15 protein-coding genes are annotated in these 17,712 nt (G+C 64.2%); 7 read left to right on the forward strand and 8 right to left on the reverse strand.

The genetic code is table 11. From position 1 onward, the window contains the following. Positions 1 to 47: 47 nt before the first annotated feature. Complete coding sequence (locus ECTHA_RS0111470) at positions 48 to 1,628, forward strand: methyl-accepting chemotaxis protein (protein ID WP_025282308.1); 1,581 nt, start codon at positions 48 to 50, stop codon at positions 1,626 to 1,628. Positions 1,629 to 1,685: 57 nt separating this feature from the next. On the opposite strand, the gene ECTHA_RS0111475 is transcribed toward ECTHA_RS0111470, so the two are convergent. The 4 genes from ECTHA_RS0111475 to ECTHA_RS0111490 all read right to left on the reverse strand — a co-directional run bounded on the left by ECTHA_RS0111475 (position 1,686) and on the right by ECTHA_RS0111490 (position 5,480). After that, entirely contained in the window at positions 1,686 to 2,978 is a 1,293-nt protein-coding gene (locus tag ECTHA_RS0111475; protein WP_025282307.1) for a RuBisCO large subunit C-terminal-like domain-containing protein, read from the reverse strand. Positions 2,979 to 2,983: 5 nt separating this feature from the next. Further along, a complete protein-coding gene (locus ECTHA_RS0111480) occupies positions 2,984 to 3,412 on the reverse strand; it encodes a secondary thiamine-phosphate synthase enzyme YjbQ (protein WP_025282306.1) in 429 nt (142 codons plus the stop codon). A gap of 223 nt (positions 3,413 to 3,635) precedes the next feature. Beyond that, the gene (locus ECTHA_RS0111485) at positions 3,636 to 4,091 is read right to left on the reverse strand and encodes a hypothetical protein (RefSeq protein WP_025282305.1); all 456 of its coding nucleotides are present in this window, start codon (positions 4,089 to 4,091) and stop codon (positions 3,636 to 3,638) included. A gap of 27 nt (positions 4,092 to 4,118) precedes the next feature. Beyond that, a complete protein-coding gene (locus tag ECTHA_RS0111490) occupies positions 4,119 to 5,480 on the reverse strand; it encodes an NAD(P)/FAD-dependent oxidoreductase (protein ID WP_025282304.1) in 1,362 nt (453 codons plus the stop codon). A 229-nt stretch (positions 5,481 to 5,709) separates the two neighbouring features. Here ECTHA_RS0111490 and minC point away from each other — a divergent pair, with 229 nt between their 5' ends. From minC to minE, 3 genes are read left to right on the forward strand one after another with little or no spacing between them, the layout of a single operon-like run. Continuing rightward, positions 5,710 to 6,465, forward strand: coding sequence for a septum site-determining protein MinC (gene minC / locus ECTHA_RS0111495; protein ID WP_025282303.1), 756 nt, complete (start codon positions 5,710 to 5,712; stop codon positions 6,463 to 6,465). Positions 6,466 to 6,495: 30 nt separating this feature from the next. Next, the gene (minD, locus tag ECTHA_RS0111500; RefSeq protein ID WP_025282302.1) at positions 6,496 to 7,305 is read left to right on the forward strand and encodes a septum site-determining protein MinD; all 810 of its coding nucleotides are present in this window, start codon (positions 6,496 to 6,498) and stop codon (positions 7,303 to 7,305) included. Positions 7,306 to 7,310: 5 nt separating this feature from the next. Beyond that, positions 7,311 to 7,568 carry a cell division topological specificity factor MinE gene (minE, locus tag ECTHA_RS0111505; protein ID WP_029762572.1) on the forward strand — a complete coding sequence of 86 codons (258 nt, stop codon included), beginning with the start codon at positions 7,311 to 7,313 and terminating at the stop codon, positions 7,566 to 7,568. A 12-nt stretch (positions 7,569 to 7,580) separates the two neighbouring features. Here minE and aat read toward each other — a convergent pair whose 3' ends face one another. The 3 genes from aat to trxB all read right to left on the reverse strand — a co-directional run bounded on the left by aat (position 7,581) and on the right by trxB (position 10,716). Beyond that, entirely contained in the window at positions 7,581 to 8,306 is a 726-nt protein-coding gene (gene aat / locus ECTHA_RS0111510) for a leucyl/phenylalanyl-tRNA--protein transferase (RefSeq protein ID WP_025282300.1), read from the reverse strand. A gap of 201 nt (positions 8,307 to 8,507) precedes the next feature. Then, a complete protein-coding gene (locus tag ECTHA_RS0111515; RefSeq protein ID WP_026623749.1) occupies positions 8,508 to 9,668 on the reverse strand; it encodes a GNAT family N-acetyltransferase in 1,161 nt (386 codons plus the stop codon). A gap of 97 nt (positions 9,669 to 9,765) precedes the next feature. Further along, positions 9,766 to 10,716: a thioredoxin-disulfide reductase gene (gene trxB, locus ECTHA_RS0111520; RefSeq protein WP_025282298.1), complete on the reverse strand. Its 951-nt coding sequence runs from the start codon at positions 10,714 to 10,716 to the stop codon at positions 9,766 to 9,768. A gap of 70 nt (positions 10,717 to 10,786) precedes the next feature. On the opposite strand from trxB, the gene ECTHA_RS0111525 reads away from it, so the two are divergent. The 3 genes from ECTHA_RS0111525 to ECTHA_RS0111535 are packed head-to-tail and all read left to right on the forward strand — an operon-like array spanning position 10,787 to position 15,269. Then, positions 10,787 to 13,288, forward strand: a complete 2,502-nt coding sequence (locus tag ECTHA_RS0111525) for a DNA translocase FtsK (protein ID WP_084306947.1) — start codon at positions 10,787 to 10,789, stop codon at positions 13,286 to 13,288. A 6-nt stretch (positions 13,289 to 13,294) separates the two neighbouring features. Next, on the forward strand, positions 13,295 to 13,912 hold the full coding sequence (lolA, locus tag ECTHA_RS0111530; protein WP_025282296.1) for an outer membrane lipoprotein periplasmic chaperone LolA: 618 nt from the start codon (positions 13,295 to 13,297) through the stop codon (positions 13,910 to 13,912). Positions 13,913 to 13,946: 34 nt separating this feature from the next. Next, positions 13,947 to 15,269 carry a replication-associated recombination protein A gene (locus ECTHA_RS0111535; RefSeq protein ID WP_025282295.1) on the forward strand — a complete coding sequence of 441 codons (1,323 nt, stop codon included), beginning with the start codon at positions 13,947 to 13,949 and terminating at the stop codon, positions 15,267 to 15,269. Positions 15,270 to 15,283: 14 nt separating this feature from the next. Here ECTHA_RS0111535 and ECTHA_RS0111540 read toward each other — a convergent pair whose 3' ends face one another. Further along, positions 15,284 to 17,602, reverse strand: coding sequence for a nitric oxide reductase activation protein NorD (locus ECTHA_RS0111540; RefSeq protein ID WP_025282294.1), 2,319 nt, complete (start codon positions 17,600 to 17,602; stop codon positions 15,284 to 15,286). Positions 17,603 to 17,712 lie beyond the last annotated feature (110 nt).

Genomic DNA, 17,712 nt, shown 5'->3' on the forward strand with positions numbered 1-17,712 from the left:
AGGCACACATTCCATCACCCGGCCCCCTCCCATGCCGGAGGCAAACCATGAAAAAGAATCTGCCGGTTACCGGGCGGGAGAAGACCTTTTCCGCCAATACCAACATCCTGTCCACCACCGATGCCAAGGGCACGATCACCGATGTAAACGATGACTTCGTGGACATCAGCGGTTTCTCGGTGGACGAGTTGATGCGCCAGAACCATAACATCGTCCGTCACCCGGACATGCCGCCGGCAGCCTTCCAGAATCTCTGGGACACCATCAAGAGTGGGCAGTCCTGGATGGGGTTGGTGAAGAATCGCTGCAAGAACGGGGATCACTACTGGGTGAGTGCCTACGTCACTCCCATTCGCAACAATGGGCGGATCACCGAATACCAGTCCGTGCGCACCCGCCCTCCCCGGGAGTGCGTGGAGCGCGCCGACAGGCTGTATGCCCAGGTCATGGCCGGCCGGCCCCCCCTGGCTTTGAGAGGGTCCTTGCCCGGTCTGCGCATGCGCCTGCTGGGTGCCGTGGGGCTGGCCGGCCTGTTGGGCTGGCTCGGTAGTGCCCTGATGGGGGCGCCCGCCGGCCAGACCCTGGTACCCATCCTGCTGTTCGTGGCCCTGGCAGGCGGTTGGGCCTGGTGGGTCACCCGTCCCCTGGCCCGACTGCAGGCACAGGCTCGCGCGGTGGTGCACAATCCGTTGTGTCAGTACGTCTACACCGGTCGCGTGGACGAGGTGGGAGAGATCCAGTTTGCCATGCGCATGCTGGCCACCGAGACCGGTGCTGCCGTGGGTCGCGTGGCGGAGGCGGCGCGTCGGCTTTCCCGGCAGATCAAGGAAATGGCTGGCGTCATTGAGCAGACACGACAGGAGATCCTCCGCGAGCAGGCCGAGACCGACCAGGTGGCCACTGCCGTGAACGAGATGGCCGCCAGTGTGCAGGAGGTGGCCCGCAATGCCCAGCATACGGCCCGTTCAGCCGAACAGGCCGATGCCAGTGCCGATAGCGGACGCCGGGTGGTGGTGTCCACCGGCGAGGCCATCGGCAACCTGTCGGATGAGGTGGAACGGGCCACCCACGCGATCCATGAGCTGGAGCAGCGCACCGAGGAGATCAGCACGGTGGTGGAAGTGATCCAGGGGATAGCCGAGCAGACGAACCTGCTGGCCCTGAATGCGGCCATTGAGGCGGCCCGTGCCGGCGAGGAAGGGCGGGGCTTTGCGGTGGTGGCCGATGAGGTGCGCAGCCTGGCAGCCCGCACCCAGAACGCCACCCAGGAGATCCAGGGCATGATCGAAAAGCTCCAGGCGGGCGCGCAGTCTTCGGTGCAGGTGATGGGCCAGAGTCAGGAGCAGGCCGAGCGCAGTGTCCGTCAGGCCGACGAGGCGGCACAGTCACTGGAGGAGATCGCTCGCAATGTCAGCTCCATCACCGAGATGAGCGTACAGATTGCCACGGCGGTGGATGAGCAGAGTGCCGTGAGCGAGGAGATCAACCGCAGCATCACCAATATCCGCCATTCAGCAGATGGCAACGCCGACGCCATCGTTCAGATCGAGCAGGCCGCCCAGGAACTCAACCGGTTGTCCGAGCACCTGGAAGTGCTGGCCGGGCAATTCTGGGATCGTATTCATTGAAGAAAGGCAACAGATGCATGAGCGTTGATCACCTTTCTTAACCGAAGGCTTTCAGCCTTAACCGAAGGCCTTCAGCGCCGCTGCCAGTTCCGGGTGCTGCTCTGCGTGGGTGTGCACATCCACCCCGGCGCCGATGGCGTCCCAGGCCTGGCGGATGCTGGTGGCGCCGGCGCGCGGGCCCATGGGATGGCCGAAGACACCCCGGCCGGGCACGAAGCCGAAGTCCACGCTGCCCACCTTGTCGTACACCCGTTTGAGCGTGGCCGCCGAATCACTCCCACCAGGTACCGGCAGGCAGGGCTTGATCCGGCCCATGGGCTCCAGGCAGGCGCGGATGTTGTCCTGCACCTCCTGGTCGGTGGTCATCATGCGCGGGCCGAAGCCGGGCATGATGACCGTGTCGAAGCCCGCCAGGCGCTGCAGGCGGGTCATCACCCGGCTGTGCACGCCGTAATGGGGCAGGCGGCTGAAGGCGGCAATGAACGGGAAGTGGGCGATCAGCGGCACCTGGGTGTGCTTGCGCAGCATGCGCACGCCGGACAGACCCACGGGCAGGGCATTGATGAGCAGGGCATTGGCGCCTCGGGCCACCGCGGCATCGTGCAACTCCACCAGCCGATCCACCTCGTCGGTGATATTGGCCAGGTAGATCTTGGGGGTGCCGGTGGCCTCTTCGGCTTCACGTCGCGCGCGCCCCAGATGTTCGCAGCGCTCGGTCAGGGGTGACCACTCCGGGTCGGCCAGCATTTCATCGTCCTTGGCGATGTCCAGACCGCCCAGCCAGGCCTCGTGGCCAATGGCGGAGAAGGCATCCGGTGGGAGACCGATATTGGGTTTGATCACCCCGAAGAAGATGGGGCGGTCATGAGCATTGAGTTGATCCCTGAGCCCCTGCACCCCGAATTTCGGACCCTGGAAATGGGCCAGGAAGCTGTCCGGAAAGTGGATGTCCTGCAACTTGATCAACGGGATGCCGGGGGTGAAGAAAGGCCCTTCGCCCAGCACCGCCGAGATCAGATTGGGAATGCGCGGCCCGAAGTTCTCGTGGGGATGGGCGATCTTTACACGGCAGGCGAAGATGTCTCCCTGGGCGGCGTGCTGCACGGGATAGCTCAGAGCCTGACGTTGCTCAATGACTTCCAGTTCCAGCACCTTGGCGCCAAACCGCGGGCGCAGATCCTCATCCACGTCCACCCGTTTCCACTGGGCCGTGGATTGCTCGCTGCACAGATGGGCCGCTGCCGTGCGCGGGTCACCCACGCACTCCAGGGTGTAGTCCAGGATGAGGTGTTTTTCCAGATCGATCTGGTGGGGTTCGGCAAAGAAGCCGTCGATGTCGGAGGCCTGCATGGGCGTTACTCGGTCCCCATGAAATGGACGGATAGACGGCGCTCCGGTCGGGGGCCGTCCAGTTCGATGAAAAAGATGGACTGCCAGCTTCCCAGACGCAGTTCGCCATCAACGATGGGGATGGTTTCCGAGGCGTTCATGAACAGCCCCATGAGATGGGAGTGGGCGTTGTCGCGGCCATCCACTGGATTCTCGTTATGCCGGTAATCCCCGTCGCGGGGCACCAGGCGCTTGAGGTGGGTGAGCATGTCCTGCTGGAGCATGGGCTCCTGCTCATTGAGATTCACGTAGGCGGTGGTGTGACGGGAGATCAGGGTGACGATGCCATTGCGGATGCCGCTGGTGGCGTGCAGGTCACGGACGGCATCGGTGACATCCAGGATCTGGATGGGGGCCTCGGTGACAAGGGGCAGTTCGTGATGGCTGATCTTCATGACAGGCCCGGTGGCAGCAGGGGTGTGGCAAAGCTAGCCGGGGGGCGTTGGGCTGTCAAGCAGTGCCCAGTTGGTTGCCCTCCCCTGAAGGACCTTCTTGCTTGTGGGGTTGCCATGTTCCTGTGGGAGCGGGCCTTGCCCGCGAAGGCGGCGGGCAACAAACTCATGCAAGGCGCTGCTGTCGCAGCGCATCGCCGGCAGCCCGACTCCCACAGGTAGGTGGTCAGCCCTGGGGTTGCTGGGAGGCTGTTGAAGGCTCAGCCTCCGCCCCCGTCTCCGTCTCCGGGGCCGGGGACTGCCGAGTGGCCTGGCTTTCAGGCTTGTGCTTCGGGCCGATGCCCAGCATGTGCAGCATCACCGGGAAGGCCAGGATGGCGAACAGCACACCAAAACCGACACTGGCGCCAATGAGCGAAAGGTAATCCACAGCCCCCGCCAGCATCTCCCAACTGGAACGGGTGATCCCCGGCAGTGTGATCAAGGCCATCACGAAGGTGAATACACCAAAGCCGATGGAGGCCTTGAAGGGCAGGGAAAATTTGCGACGGCGGCCGGAGGTGCGCTTGAAGAAGAGCCCCAGCAGCACAAGATCAAGCACGATCAGCGGGATCAGCAGCCAGAACCACCCACGGAAAAACTCCAGTACCACAGCCAGAATGCCTACGAATGAAAAGGCCATTGCTTGCTCCTAAGTTTGCAACGTGAATCAGATACGGCCGCGCAGCATCGCGCGGTAGGCGGCCAGCAGGAGACGATCCTTCATGACCCACGGCACCCAGTGTTCCTCGTAGGGGCTGATGACGGGGAAAGATGGTTTCATTTTCAGGTCGTAATCGAATTCCACCAGGATGGCCTTGCCCAATTCGGTGATCAACGGGCAGGAGGTGTAGCCATCGTAGCTGGCTGAGTTCTCACGGCCCTGAATGGCCTGGATCATGTTCTCCACGGCCACCGGGACCTGCGACTTCACACTGGCCGCCGTCTTGCCGATGGGCACGCCGTTGATGTCCCCGGCGCCAAAGACATTGGCATAGCGGTTGTGCTGCAGGGTGTGGCGATCCACTTCCAGCCAGCCCTTGAACGGGGCCTCCTGAGCCGCCAGTTCACTCTCGCGCAGCGAATCCGGTGCGCTCATGGGCGGCACCACGTGGATGAAGTCGTAATCCAGGGTTTCATCGCCCAGGGGGGTGTCGAAGGTGGCGGTCTTGGCGTCCGGGTCGATGGCCGTGAGGGGATGGTCCCAGTGAATCTGGATGCCGCGTTCCGGGAAGTTCTTGCTCAGGAAATCGTCGGCGTCCGGTTGGGAGAACAGGCTGGCACCCGGTGGCAGGTAGTGCATCTCGGCCTTGTCCCGTGTGCCGCGTTCCTTCATGCGGCTCTCGGTGAGCATGGTGACCTTCAGCGGGGCGCCGGCACACTTGATGTCGCCCCGCGGGCGGGTGAACAGCCCCACGCCGCCGTTGTCGACAAACTCGTCCACGGCCCGCCAGGTGCGCTCGGCCAGTTCAGGCTTGTCGTATACGCAGCCCACGCCACGCTGGCCGATCAACTCCTCCGACATGCCCTCCACCTGATCATAATTGACCTGCAGGCCCGTGGTGACCATGAGGTAATCGTATTCAACGGTGCGCCCGTCGTCGGTGATCACCCGGTTGTTGTCCGGGTCGTATTCGGCCACCATGTCATGAATCCAGTTCACGCCGGAGGGCACGTAGCGACGGTTGCTGTCGAGGGTTTTGGCCGTGTTCCACACCCCTGTGGCCACCAGAGTGAGGCCGGGCTGGTAGTAGTGGTCTTCGCGCCGATCGATCAGGGTGATCTGGGCGCCCTCCAGTTCGCGATTCAGGCGCGTGGCGCAGGACAGGCCGGCGGCACCGGCGCCGACAATGACAATGCGCGCGTTGGTGGATACGGCACGTGCCGTACCCGGGTAGAGCAGGCCGCTGGTGGCGGCGCCGGCCAGCAGGGCGCCGCCGCCGGAAAGGCGCAGGAAGTCGCGTCGGGAGAGGCCCTTGTCGCCCAGCGCGCGCTGGACCGCCGATTGGATCTGCTTATCTTTATGGTTCATCGGTACTTCGCTCCATACCTCGGGGTGGTCAGCCGGGGTGGTCGAACGAACGCCCGGGGGGCGTGGTATAGACGCTCACCACTGCGGCTGAAATGTTCGCTTTATAGTATAAGCATATTAGCATGTTGTCGGCGCGAACAATCCAGCAAACCGTTACAATGCGCGCCTCGACAGACTCAACAAACCTACAAAGGCTGGCGACGCTGGCCGATCTGCCGGACCATTTCCCATGAGTGCGAACCCCAGCCCTATCCAGCCCATCGAGTTCAAGGGCCGAATGATCCTGGTCTCCATCCTCAGGCTGCACCCGGCTGAGCCGGTGGCGCTGCAGGAGGCCCTGGAGGCGCGCATGCATGAGGCGCCGGACCTGATGCGCGACATGCCCGTGGTGGTGGATATGGACGCCATGGCTGACACGCCGGCTCAGGACCTGCTTTCGGCGCTGGAGACGGTGCGCCAGCACGGATTGAAACTGATTGGATTGCTGTATAGCCAGGTCTCGGCGCCGCTGGCTGATCGCACCGGCCTGCCACTGATCGTGCTGGGCCCCCGTGCCGGTGGCGAGGTGCCACTGCGACCCGCACCCAAGCCCCCGATCGAGAGTGCCCCCCAAGAGACGTCGGAAGCTGCCCCGGTGCCCCCAGTACAGGCCGTTCATACACCCTCCCTGGTGGTCAACCAGCCCGTGCGCTCCGGGCAGCAGGTGTATGCACGCGGTGGAGACCTGATCATCACCGGTGCGGTGTCGGCGGGGGCAGAAGTGCTGGCCGATGGGCACATCCATGTGTATGGCCCGCTGCGGGGCAAGGCCCTTGCCGGCGTGCGCGGGCTGGATTCGGCACGAATCTTTTGTCGGCGTCTGGATGCAGAACTGGTATCCATTGCCGGACATTACCGTATTGCAGAGGATATCCTGGACACCGAGCGGGGTGATAATCGCCTGATCACCCTGTCCGGTGAGACCATCAGGATTTTGGAAATCTAGCGCTGAACTTTTTTAGGAGATGCAGGCTTTATGTCACGCATTGTAGTGATTACCTCGGGTAAGGGAGGGGTGGGCAAGACCACCACATCTGCCGCCATCGCCACGGGACTGGCCCAGGAGGGGCACAAGACCGCCGTTGTGGACTTCGACGTGGGTCTGCGCAACCTGGATCTGATCATGGGTTGCGAGCGACGGGTGGTGTATGACTTCGTCAATGTGATCAACGGCGACGCCAACCTGCGTCAGGCCCTGATCAAGGACAAGCGCACCGAGAACCTCTACATCCTTCCGGCGTCCCAGACCCGGGACAAGGAAGCCCTCACCCAGGAGGGGGTGGAAAAGGTGCTGGAGGAGTTGTCCCAGGAATTTGAATACATCATCTGCGACAGCCCCGCCGGCATCGAGCGCGGTGCCCTGATGGCGGCCTATTTTGCCGATGAGGCCATCGTGGTCACCAACCCGGAGGTGTCCAGCGTGCGTGACTCGGACCGCATGCTGGGCATCCTCTCCAGCAAGACCCGTCGTGCCGAGCAGGGCGAGGATCCGTTGCCCGCCCATCTGCTGATCACCCGTTATTCGGCAGATCGGGTGGAGAAGGGCGAGATGCTCAGCGTGGAGGATGTGCAGGAGATCCTGTCCATCGGCATGCTGGGGGTGATTCCCGAGTCCCAGGCGGTGCTCAACGCCTCCAACGCCGGCATGCCGGTGGTGCTGGACACGGAATCCGACGCGGGACAGGCCTACCGGGATGCCGTGGCCCGGTTCCTGGGCGAAGATCGCCCACACCGTTTCATCACCACGCAGAAAAAGGGCATCTTCGGACGCCTGTTCAGAGGTTGATCGTCATGAAGGGTATCTTCGATTATTTCCGGAGCCCACGACAGACCAGCGCCAAGGTGGCCAAGGAGCGCCTGCAGGTCATCGTGGCCCGGGAGCGCAGTAGCCGCTCGGGACCGGACTACCTCCCGGCGCTGCACAAGGAGTTGCTGGAGGTGATCCGCAAGTATGTCCAGGTGGGTGACGATGCGGTACAGATGAACCTGGAAAGCGAGGGAGACTGCGAGATCCTGGAGGTGAACATCACCCTGGGGGACAAGCAGTAGGGAGCGGGGTGGTCAAATCCCCGGTTCCACCTCCCAGGGGCCTGGGCGTCCCGGCACGGAGCACAGCTGATCCAGCCGGGCGCTGAACCGTGCCCGGGAGATGGATTCCGCGCCCATGCGTGTCATGTGGTCGGAGGGGGTCTGGCAATCCAGTAGCGGATAGCCCCAGTGCTGCAGGTGTCGGCACAGCACCACCAAGGCCACCTTGGAGGCGTCGGTGGCGTGGCTGAACATGGACTCTCCGAAGAATACCCGGCCCACGGTCACCCCATACAGGCCGCCCACCAGTTCCCCTTCCCGCCACACTTCCACCGAGTGGGCATAGCCGGTGCGATGCATCTGCGTGAAGGCCTGCTGCATGCCGTAGGTGATCCAGGTGCCGTCCACGCCACGCCTGGGGCCGGCGCACCCTTTGATCACTTCGTTGAATGCCTGGTCGAAGGTGACGGTGAACTCGCCGCGACGCAGGGTCTTTCCGAGGCTGCGGCTGACGCGCACATTCTCGGGGTAGATCACGGTGCGTGGGTCCGGCGACCACCAGAGGATGGGCTGGCCGGCCTCGTACCAGGGGAAGATTCCGTGCCGGTAGGCATTGAGCAGCCGCGGCAGGCTCAGGTCCCCGCCTGCGGCCAGCAGACCGTTGGGTTCGCGCAGGGCCCGGTCCACCGGCGGAAAGGGTTCGTCTGTTTGGCCTGGACGCAGCCAGGTGAGGGATTGCACTTGGTTGTTGCCAGACATGGCGTCTCCATTCTCTTGAGTCTGCAACGTCAGTTCCTCAGTATCGCCGCAGGCGTTCCTGTAGGGAAGACTTCCTGTGGAAGCCGGTTGTCTTTGGGGCTGCTGTTTGTAGGAGCGGGCCTTGCCCGCGAATGAGAGGGCAACCAAACTCCCTGCCACACCATTCGCGGCCGAGGGCCGCTCCCACAAGGGATGCGGCCATCATGTTTGCCGGAAAGGCGACAGACTCATCAACTGCTCGCACTGCTCCCGCATGGCCGCCTCTTCGCGACGACAGAAATCTGCCACGGGGCCGCGCAGGCCGGCGTTGTCCACCCAGTGGGCCGACCAGGTGCGGGTGGGCAGGAAACCCCGGCTGATCTTGTGCTCCCCCTGGGCGCCCGGCTCGAACCGGTCCAGACCGTGGCGAATGCAGTAGTCGATGCCCTGATAATAACAGGCCTCGAAATGCAGCCCGTCATAGTCCCGCTCGCACCCCCAGTAACGGCCATAGAGCGTATCGCGGCTCCGATAACACAGGGCCGCCGCCACCGGCCGATCATCTTCCTCGGCCAGCACCATGATCACCTGTCGGCCCAGGGTGCGGGCGGTTTCCCGAAAGAAGTCCAGGGTGAGGGTGGGGATGCCGAACTTGCGCTCGAAGGTGGCCAGATAAAAACGGTGGAACACCGCCCAAAGTGCATCATCCACCTCATCCCCATGCAGGATGCGCACATCCAGCCCCTGTTCCTGCACACGGCGACGTTCCCGTTTCACGTTCTTGCGCTTCTTGGAACTGAAGCAGTCCAGGAAGTCATCGAAATCCCGGTAACCGTCGTTGCGCCAGTGATACTGACAGCCCAGGCGCAGGGCCAGCCCCATCTCCCTGAGGGCCTGGGTGTCCCCGGTATCCGTGAACAGAAAGTGCGTGGTGGACAATCCCTGGCTGCCGGTGAACTCCATGGCCTGCTGGATCAGGGTCTGGCGCAGTGTCCCGGCATCGCGCTGCGGGTGGACCAGCAGCCGCGGGCCGGTGGCCGGGGTGTAGGGGATGGAGGACACCAGTTTGGGGTAGTAACGCAGCCCTGAGCGCTGCCAGGCCTGTTCCCAGGCCCAGTCGAACACGAACTCGCCGTAGTTGTTGGTCTTGGCGTAGAGGGGCAGGGCGGCCACCAGCGTACCGTCCGACTCCCGCAGGATCATGTGGCGGGGATACCAGCCGAACTTCGAGCCCAGGCAGTCGTGCCTCTCCAGGGCGGAGAGGAAGGCATGGCTGAGGAAGGGGTGGTCACCGCCACCCAACAGATCCCATTCCTGCGGCTGGATATGATCCAGGGCATCGATGATGCGAAGTTCCAGCGCAGCGTGGGAGGCGTCAGCCATGTCGGAGCCTTGATGTGGGCACCCTGATTAGGACCGGGTGGGGCGGCCGGTGTTCCTTGGTCAACCTGTCATGGGCGCCCCACCCCCGGCGCCTTTCTCAAACCTCGTCCAGAAACCGCTCCGCATCCAGCGCCGCCATGCAGCCGGCGCCCGCCGAGGTGACTGCCTGGCGGTACACATGGTCCATCACATCCCCGGCGGCGAACACCCCGGGGATGCTGGTGGCCGTGGCATTGCCATCCAGACCGCTCTGCACGCGGATGTAACCGTTGTTCATCTCCAGCTGACCCTCGAACAGATCCGTGTTCGGTTTGTGGCCAATGGCGATGAACACCCCCTGCAGATCCACATCCCGGGTCTCACCGGAATTCACGTGACGGATGCGCATCCCGGTGACGCCGGTCTGATCCCCCAGCACTTCGTCCAGCACATGATCCCAGGCGATGGTGACCTTTCCCTCGCGTTCCTTCTCGAAGAGCTTGTCCTGCAGGATCTTCTCTGCTCGCAGCTTGTCGCGACGGTGCACCAGGGTGACATGGTCGGCGATGTTGGCCAGATACAGGGCCTCTTCCACGGCCGTGTTGCCGCCCCCGATCACGGACACCTTCTGGCCGCGATAGAAGAACCCGTCGCAGGTGGCGCAAGCGGATACACCGCGGCCCTTGAAGACCTCCTCGGAGGGCAGGCCCAGGTACATGGCCGAGGCCCCGGTGGCAATGATCAGGGCATCGCAGGTGTAGCTGCCGGCATCGCCCGTGAGTCGAAAGGGCCGCTGACTCAATTCTGCCGTATGGATGTGATCAAAGATCACGTCCGTCTCGAAGCGTTCAGCATGACGTTTCATGCGGGCCATCAACTCCGGCCCCTGCACGCCGTCTGCGTCGCCGGGCCAGTTGTCCACGTCGGTGGTGGTGGTCAACTGGCCCCCCTGCTCCAGACCGGTGACCAGCACCGGATTCAGGTTGGCGCGGGCCGCGTAAACCGCAGCGGTATAGCCGGCCGGACCGGAGCCCAGGATCAGCAGGCGGCAGTGTTTGGCGTCACTCATCGTATACTGTCTCCCTCAAAGTATGGCCAATCTACTTAAAGCGACCGCGAGCGTAAAGGCGCCGGCGGTGATGGTGGGTGTGCGCCCGCTGGCGCTCCTACGGTACACTAGGCGGCTAGCCTTCAACCCAGACTCCAAATTGGCTCAGGCACGGCAAAAGAAAAAGGCGGAGAAGACCGTACGCGGCAAGCAGCCGACGCCCCGACGCCCCATGAGCGCACATGTGCGCCGGGGCCTGCGCGAGGGTGCGCTGCTGGTGCTCACGGCGGCCGCGGCCTATCTGTTCATTGCCCTGGCAAGCTACAACCCCGCCGACCCCGGCTGGTCCCAGACCGGCACCGGAATGCAGGTGAGCAACCTGGGCGGGCGTGTGGGCGCGTGGTTCGCGGATGTCTTCTTTTATCTGTTCGGCTATCTGGCCTATCTGGCGCCGGTGATGGTGGGGTATAGCGGCTGGTTGGTCTTCCGGGGGCGCAAGGATACCGGTGAACTGGATCTGCATACCCTGGGGGTGCGCTGGTTTGGCTTCGTGATCACCCTGGCCGCCGGCTGTGGTCTGGCCACCCTGCATTTTCTGCCCGGCATGCTGCCGCTCAATGCCGGCGGCATCCTCGGCGAAGTGATCGGCGAGGGGCTGGTGCCCATGCTGGACCTGGTGGGCGTGACCCTGTTCCTGCTGGCCCTGTTCCTCACTGGCGTGACCCTGTTCACCGGGCTGTCCTGGCTGGCCCTGATGGATGCCGTGGGCAGGGGCGTGCTGTGGCTGGTGGCCCGTGGCCGGGAGAAACTGGCCGTCATCATGGAACGCCGCGCCCTCAGGCGTGCCGAGAAGGCCCGCGAGGCCGAGGTGAAAAAGGAGGAAAAACGCAAGCAGGCCGAGGCCCGCAAGGAGGAAAAGCGCCAGCAGGCAGAGAAACAGGCTGCCGAGAAGGCCTCCCGCAAGACCCGCAAGAACGACAAGCCAAGGATCGAGCCGGTGCTGGAACCGATGGTGTCCGAACCCCAGCCCGCGGTTCCCAAGGCCAGGAAACCCAAAATGCAGTTGTCGCTGTTTGGCGATGACAGCATCGATCCCAACGCCGCGCCGCCGCTGAAATTGCTGGACGAGCCCAAGGCCCAGGAGGGCGGCTTCACCGAGGAATACCTGGAACAACTCTCCCGTCTGGTGGAGGAAAAACTACAGGACTTCGGTGTGCAGGTGGAGGTGGTCGAGGTCCACCCCGGACCGGTGATCACCCGCTTCGAGCTTCAACCCGCGGCCGGCGTGAAGGTGAGCCGTATCTCCGGCCTGTCCAAGGACCTGGCCCGGGCCCTGTCGGTGATCAGCGTGCGCATCGTCGAGGTAATCCCCGGAAAGTCCACCGTGGGCCTGGAGATCCCCAACCAGAAGCGGGAACTGGTCAGTCTCTCGGAGATCATCCGCGCACCGGTCTTCGATGGTGCCGGATCGGCGCTCACCCTGGCCCTGGGCAAGGACATCGGCGGTTCCCCCGTGGTGGCCGACCTGGCCAAGATGCCCCACCTGCTTGTAGCAGGCACCACCGGCTCGGGTAAATCCGTGGCCATCAATGCCATGCTGCTCTCCTTGCTGTTCAAGGCCCGCCCGGAAGAGGTGCGCCTGATCCTCATCGACCCGAAGATGCTGGAGTTGTCCATCTACGGGGACATCCCGCATCTGCTGGCCCCGGTGGTCACCGACATGAAAGAGGCCTCCAACGCCCTGCGCTGGGGCGTGGCGGAGATGGAGCGCCGCTACAAGCTCATGTCCCACCTGGGGGTGCGCAACATCGCCGGCTACAACCGCAAGCTCAAGGAGGCGTCGGCCAAGGGCGAACCCATCCGCGATCCCTTCTACAACCCCCAGGCGGCCCTGGACCCGGATGAACCGGCCCCCGAGCTGCAGCCGCTGCCCTTCATCGTCATCGTCGTGGACGAGTTTGCCGACATGATGATGGTGGTGGGCAAGAAGGTGGAGGAGCTGATCGCCCGCCTGGCCCAGAAGGCCCGGGCCGCAGGCATTCACCTGATCCTGGCCACCCAGCGCCCCTCGGTGGACGTGATCACCGGCCTGATCAAGGCCAACATCCCCACCCGCATTGCCTTCCAGGTCTCCTCCCGGGTGGACTCGCGCACCATCCTGGACCAGATGGGGGCGGAGCAGTTGCTCGGTCACGGGGATATGCTCTACCTGCCGCCGGGCAGCGGCCACCCCGTACGTCTGCACGGAGCCTTCGTGGCAGACCATGAAGTGCACGAGGTGGTCAACTTCCTCAAGGCTCAGGGCGAGCCCGAGTATGTGGACGCGGTCCTGGAGGAACCCGAGTCCGGTTCGGCGGTCGTACCAGGACTGGAGCCGGTGGACAGTGGCGAGGAGTCCGACCCCTTGTACGATCAGGCCGTGGCCATCGTCCTGGAGTCGCGCAAGGCGTCCATCTCCTATGTGCAGCGGCGCCTGAAGATCGGCTACAACCGCGCCGCCCGCATGATCGAGGACATGGAGAACGCCGGCGTGGTCAGCCCCCTGCAATCCAACGGTAATCGGGAAGTACTGGCGCCCGCGCCACAGGAGTAGTGCATCATGCGCAGATTTTTGATCCTCTTGGCCCTGCTGGGGCTGATGACCGCCCCTGCCCAGGCCGACAATGCCCGCGAGCGCCTCAACCACTTCTTTCAGGAGATGGAGAGCTTCCAGGCCGATTTCGAGCAGGTGGTGCTCACGGAACAGGACGAGGTCATGCAGGCCACCGAGGGGCGGGTGTATCTCAAGCGACCCGGTCAGTTCCGCTGGGACTACGAAAAGCCCTATACCCAGCAGATCATCGCCGATGGCCAGTTCCTGTGGACCTACGATGAAGACCTGGCCCAGGCCACGGTGCAGGAGATGGATGAAGTGCTGGGCCGCACCCCGGTCATGCTGCTCTCCCAGCCTCGACCCCTGGAAGAGGATTTCCACGTGGAAGAGCAGGGCGAGATCGAAGGCCTGAGCTGGCTGGCCCTGACCCCGCGGGAAGCAGGCTCGGATTTCGAACAACTACTCATTGGCATGGACGGGCGTCAGGTGCGCATGATGGTGCTGTATGACCAGTTCGGTCAGCAGACCCGCATCCGTTTTGGCGACATGGATATCAATCCCGACATTCCCGCCTCCCGGTTTCGCTTCGAGCCCCCGCCGGGTGTGGACGTGATGCACAACTAAGGTGCCCAGGGCGCCTGATCCATCCTCTGACGCCATGGCCGTATCCGATTCCATCAACCCCGCCCGCCCGCTGGCAGACCGGATGCGGCCGACTCATCTGGAGGAGTATGCCGGCCAGCAGCACCTGCTTGCCCCCGGCAAGCCCCTGCGCCGGTCCATCGAGGAGGATCACCTGCACTCCATGGTCTTCTGGGGGCCGCCGGGCACCGGCAAGACCACCCTGGCCAGACTGATCGCCCACTACTGCGGCGCCCGCTTCATCACCCTCTCCGCCGTGCTCAGCGGCGTGAAGGACATCCGCGCCGCCGTGGAACAGGCACGGCAGACCCAGCAGGAGGAACACCGGCCCACCCTGCTGTTCGTGGATGAGGTGCACCGTTTCAACAAGTCCCAGCAGGATGCCTTTCTGCCCCATGTGGAGGACGGTACCCTGGCCTTCATCGGGGCCACCACGGAAAACCCCTCGTTCGAGTTGAACAACGCGCTGCTCTCACGGGTGCGCACCTATGTGCTCAAGAACCTGGAGCCGACGGATCTTCGTGCCATCATCGACCGGGCCCTGGACGATGCCCAGCGGGGCCTGGGCGACCGTCACCTGCACATGGCCCCGGAGTTGCGGGACCTGTTGGCGCAGATGGCCGACGGCGACGCCCGTCGTGCCCTGAACCTACTGGAGATTGCCGCCGACCTGGCCAGGGATGAAGGGCAGGGGCCCGTGATCGACCAGGGCATCCTGGAGGAGGTCACCAGCCAGGGCCTGCGCCGTTTCGACAAGGGGGGCGAGCTGTTCTACGACCAGATCTCCGCCCTGCACAAGTCCGTGCGCGGCAGTGACCCGGACGCGGCCCTGTACTGGTTCTGTCGCATGATCGACGGCGGCTGCGACCCGAGCTATCTGGCCCGACGCATCGTGCGCATGGCCAGCGAGGACATCGGCAATGCCGACCCCCGGGCGCTCACCCTGGCCCTGCAGGCCTGGGACACCTACGATCGTCTGGGCAGCCCGGAGGGGGAACTCACCCTGGCCCAGGCGGTGATCTATCTGGCCTGCGCGGCCAAGAGCAATGCGGTGTATGTGGCCTACAACACCGCCCTTGAGGATGCCCGCAAGCGCGGCACCCAGGAGGTGCCCATGCACCTGCGCAATGCCCCCACGCGGCTGATGGAGCAGCTGGATTACGGCAAGGGGTACCGCTATGCCCACGACGAGGTGGATGGTTTTGCGGCGGGGGCCTGCTATTTCCCGGAGGGGATGGGGGAGCCCCGGTATTACGAGCCGGTGGAGCGGGGGCTGGAGATCCGCATCCGGGAGAAGCTGCTGGATCTGCGGCGGCGGAATCGGGAGAGTCGGTCGTAGGGGGAGATTACCCCCTACCGCGTCAACCCCGCATATAGCGTCGGCAACGTCTCCGGCAGCCGGGCCACATGGTCCACCACCATATACCGCTTGGCCCCGAAGATCCGCTCCACATAGTCATCCGCATGAGGATCCAGGCTCATGCAAAAGGCATCCACGCCGTGCTTGGCCACCTCTTCCACCGCATGACGCGCATCCTGGCGCAGGTACTGGGGATCGCGCACATCCGTATCTGAAGGCTCCCCGTCGGTGATGATGAGCATCAGCTTCTTGCGCGTGGGCTGACGCCGCAGCACCTCCCCGGCATGACGGATGGCCGTGCCCATGCGGGTGGACAACTGCCCCTTCATGCCGGCCAGGCGACCCTTCACCTTATCGTCGTAGGCATCCTCAAAATCCTTGAAGCGGAAATACTCCACATCGTGGCGCCCATCGGAATCAAAGCCGTGGATGGCAAAGGGATCACCGATGCGATCCATGGCGCCGGCCAGCAGGGCGGTGGCCTCCCGGGCCAGTTCCAGGATGGTGCTGTCGGTGCCGCGCACCTGATCATTGGTGGACTCGGACAGATCGATGAGCACCAGAACGGACAGATCCCGCACCTTGCGCTCATGGCGGATGTGCACCCGAGGGTCTGGCTGGCGCCCCATGCGCAGGTCCACCATGGACTCCACCAGGGCGTTCAGGTCCAGATCATCCCCCTCGGGCTGGCGGCGATGGCGCACCATGCCCTGGGGCTGCAGGGCCTCGATGAGGTACTTCAGGCGACTGATCAGCGGCTTGTGCTTGTCGGCCACCGCGTCGATCACGGCCGGGTCGCCCATCAGCGGGCGGCGCTCCAGCAGCGTGCACCAGTGGGGCCGCTCCAGCTGCATCTGGTAGTCCCACTCCTGATAGTGATAAGGGAGGGAGACGGGCGGCTTGCCCTCCTGCTCATTGAGGCTCACGTCCTCCGAGTCCCGGAAGAACTCGGAGCTCAGGATCAGGATCTGCTGGGCATCGTCGCCGGCAAAGGGCACGTCCAGCTCGTTGATCATCTCCATCAATGAGACGTGGACACGCTCCTGCTGGGGTTGCCCGAGGCGGATGGTGTCGAAGTCCTCCTCGGAGCCCAGGGCCCAGATGTCGCGGTTGTCATCCCGGTACAGCACAGGGATGTGGTCGTGCACCGCGTGAAAGCGGGCGGAGCCGGGGAAATGAGGGGCCAGTTCGAAGGCCAGTTCCCAGGCCAGGCCATGGCGTTCCAGGTTGTCCCCCTGGGCGGCGAAGGCCTCGCGGGCGCGGATCACGAAGGGGTGGTCGTCCTGGTAGTCGGGATCCAGGAGGGCCCGGGCGGTGCGGCCCAGCAGCGGGGTGACCCGGTCGCCATCTTCCGGGGTGGTCACGTGCAGGGGCGCCCAGATCTGGCGCAGACCGGGGAAGGCGTTCAAAGCCAGGGTTTCCACCCGGGCGTCCTCGATCAGACCCACCAGCATCCCGGTGATACCGCCCGGGTTATCGGCGGGCATGCGGGCACGGCTGTACACCACATGGGCGGCCGCATGGGCGGCGGTGGCCCGATAGATCTGCAGGCCACTGAGGCCATGCTCGTCGTCGTAGGCATCGGGGACGTGGACGGTGAATCCCTCGATATAGGGGCGTACCCCTTCCTTGGACTCGAAGTCGCCACTGGTGGGACGCAGGAAGAAGTCCCGGGCCCACAATGCCCGCAGGTACATGTTGATGCGTCGATGTACATCCACGAACAGGGTGCCGCGACGCTCCTTCTGGAACACGGACTGGGATTCGGGGGTTTCCAGGGCGAAGTAGGCCACCTGGGCCTTGAAATCGCGCCCATGAACCTTGGCCCCCCACAGGGCCCAGCGGCGCAGTCCGCCCAGGGTGAGATGGGTGAGCAGCACGTCCAGGTGTTCCAGCATGGGACGGATGCCCCGGGGGGCCTGGGCCACCAGGTTTTCCAGCAGCCCCAGGTAGCGCAGGAACAGATCCGGGTCGCCCAGGCGACGGGCGGCGATGGGGCTGGTGGCGATCACCAGGCCCACCACAGCGCCGCTGGTCTTGGAGGAGAGCCGGGCGGCGGCTTCCAGCAGGTGGCGCACCGCCTCCTCGCCCAGTTCCCGGGCCACACTGGGGGCCTCCTGGATGAAGTCGATCACGGGCTCGCTGCCCCGGCCCAGGCTCTTCAGGGCCTCGGCGCCATCCAGGTAGTAATGCTTGAGGCCAAAGGGACTGAAGGTGCGCACCGCTTCCTGCCAGGCGGCCCCCATCACCTCTTCGGCATGACCTCCCAGGTCATCCAGCAGATCCCGATAATCTTCCAGATCGATGCTCATGGCAGTCCCCTCTGATGGGTCTGATGATCATTCTTGTTTCATTGGCCGGTTTGTTTCGGAGCCGGCCCCCTGTGTAACCAGCCCCTTGTGCTGGGGGCAGGCCTTTGTGG

Origin of the sequence: Ectothiorhodospira haloalkaliphila ATCC 51935, from assembly GCF_000633935.1 — a bacterium.
Taxonomy (GTDB): domain Bacteria; phylum Pseudomonadota; class Gammaproteobacteria; order Ectothiorhodospirales; family Ectothiorhodospiraceae; genus Ectothiorhodospira; species Ectothiorhodospira haloalkaliphila.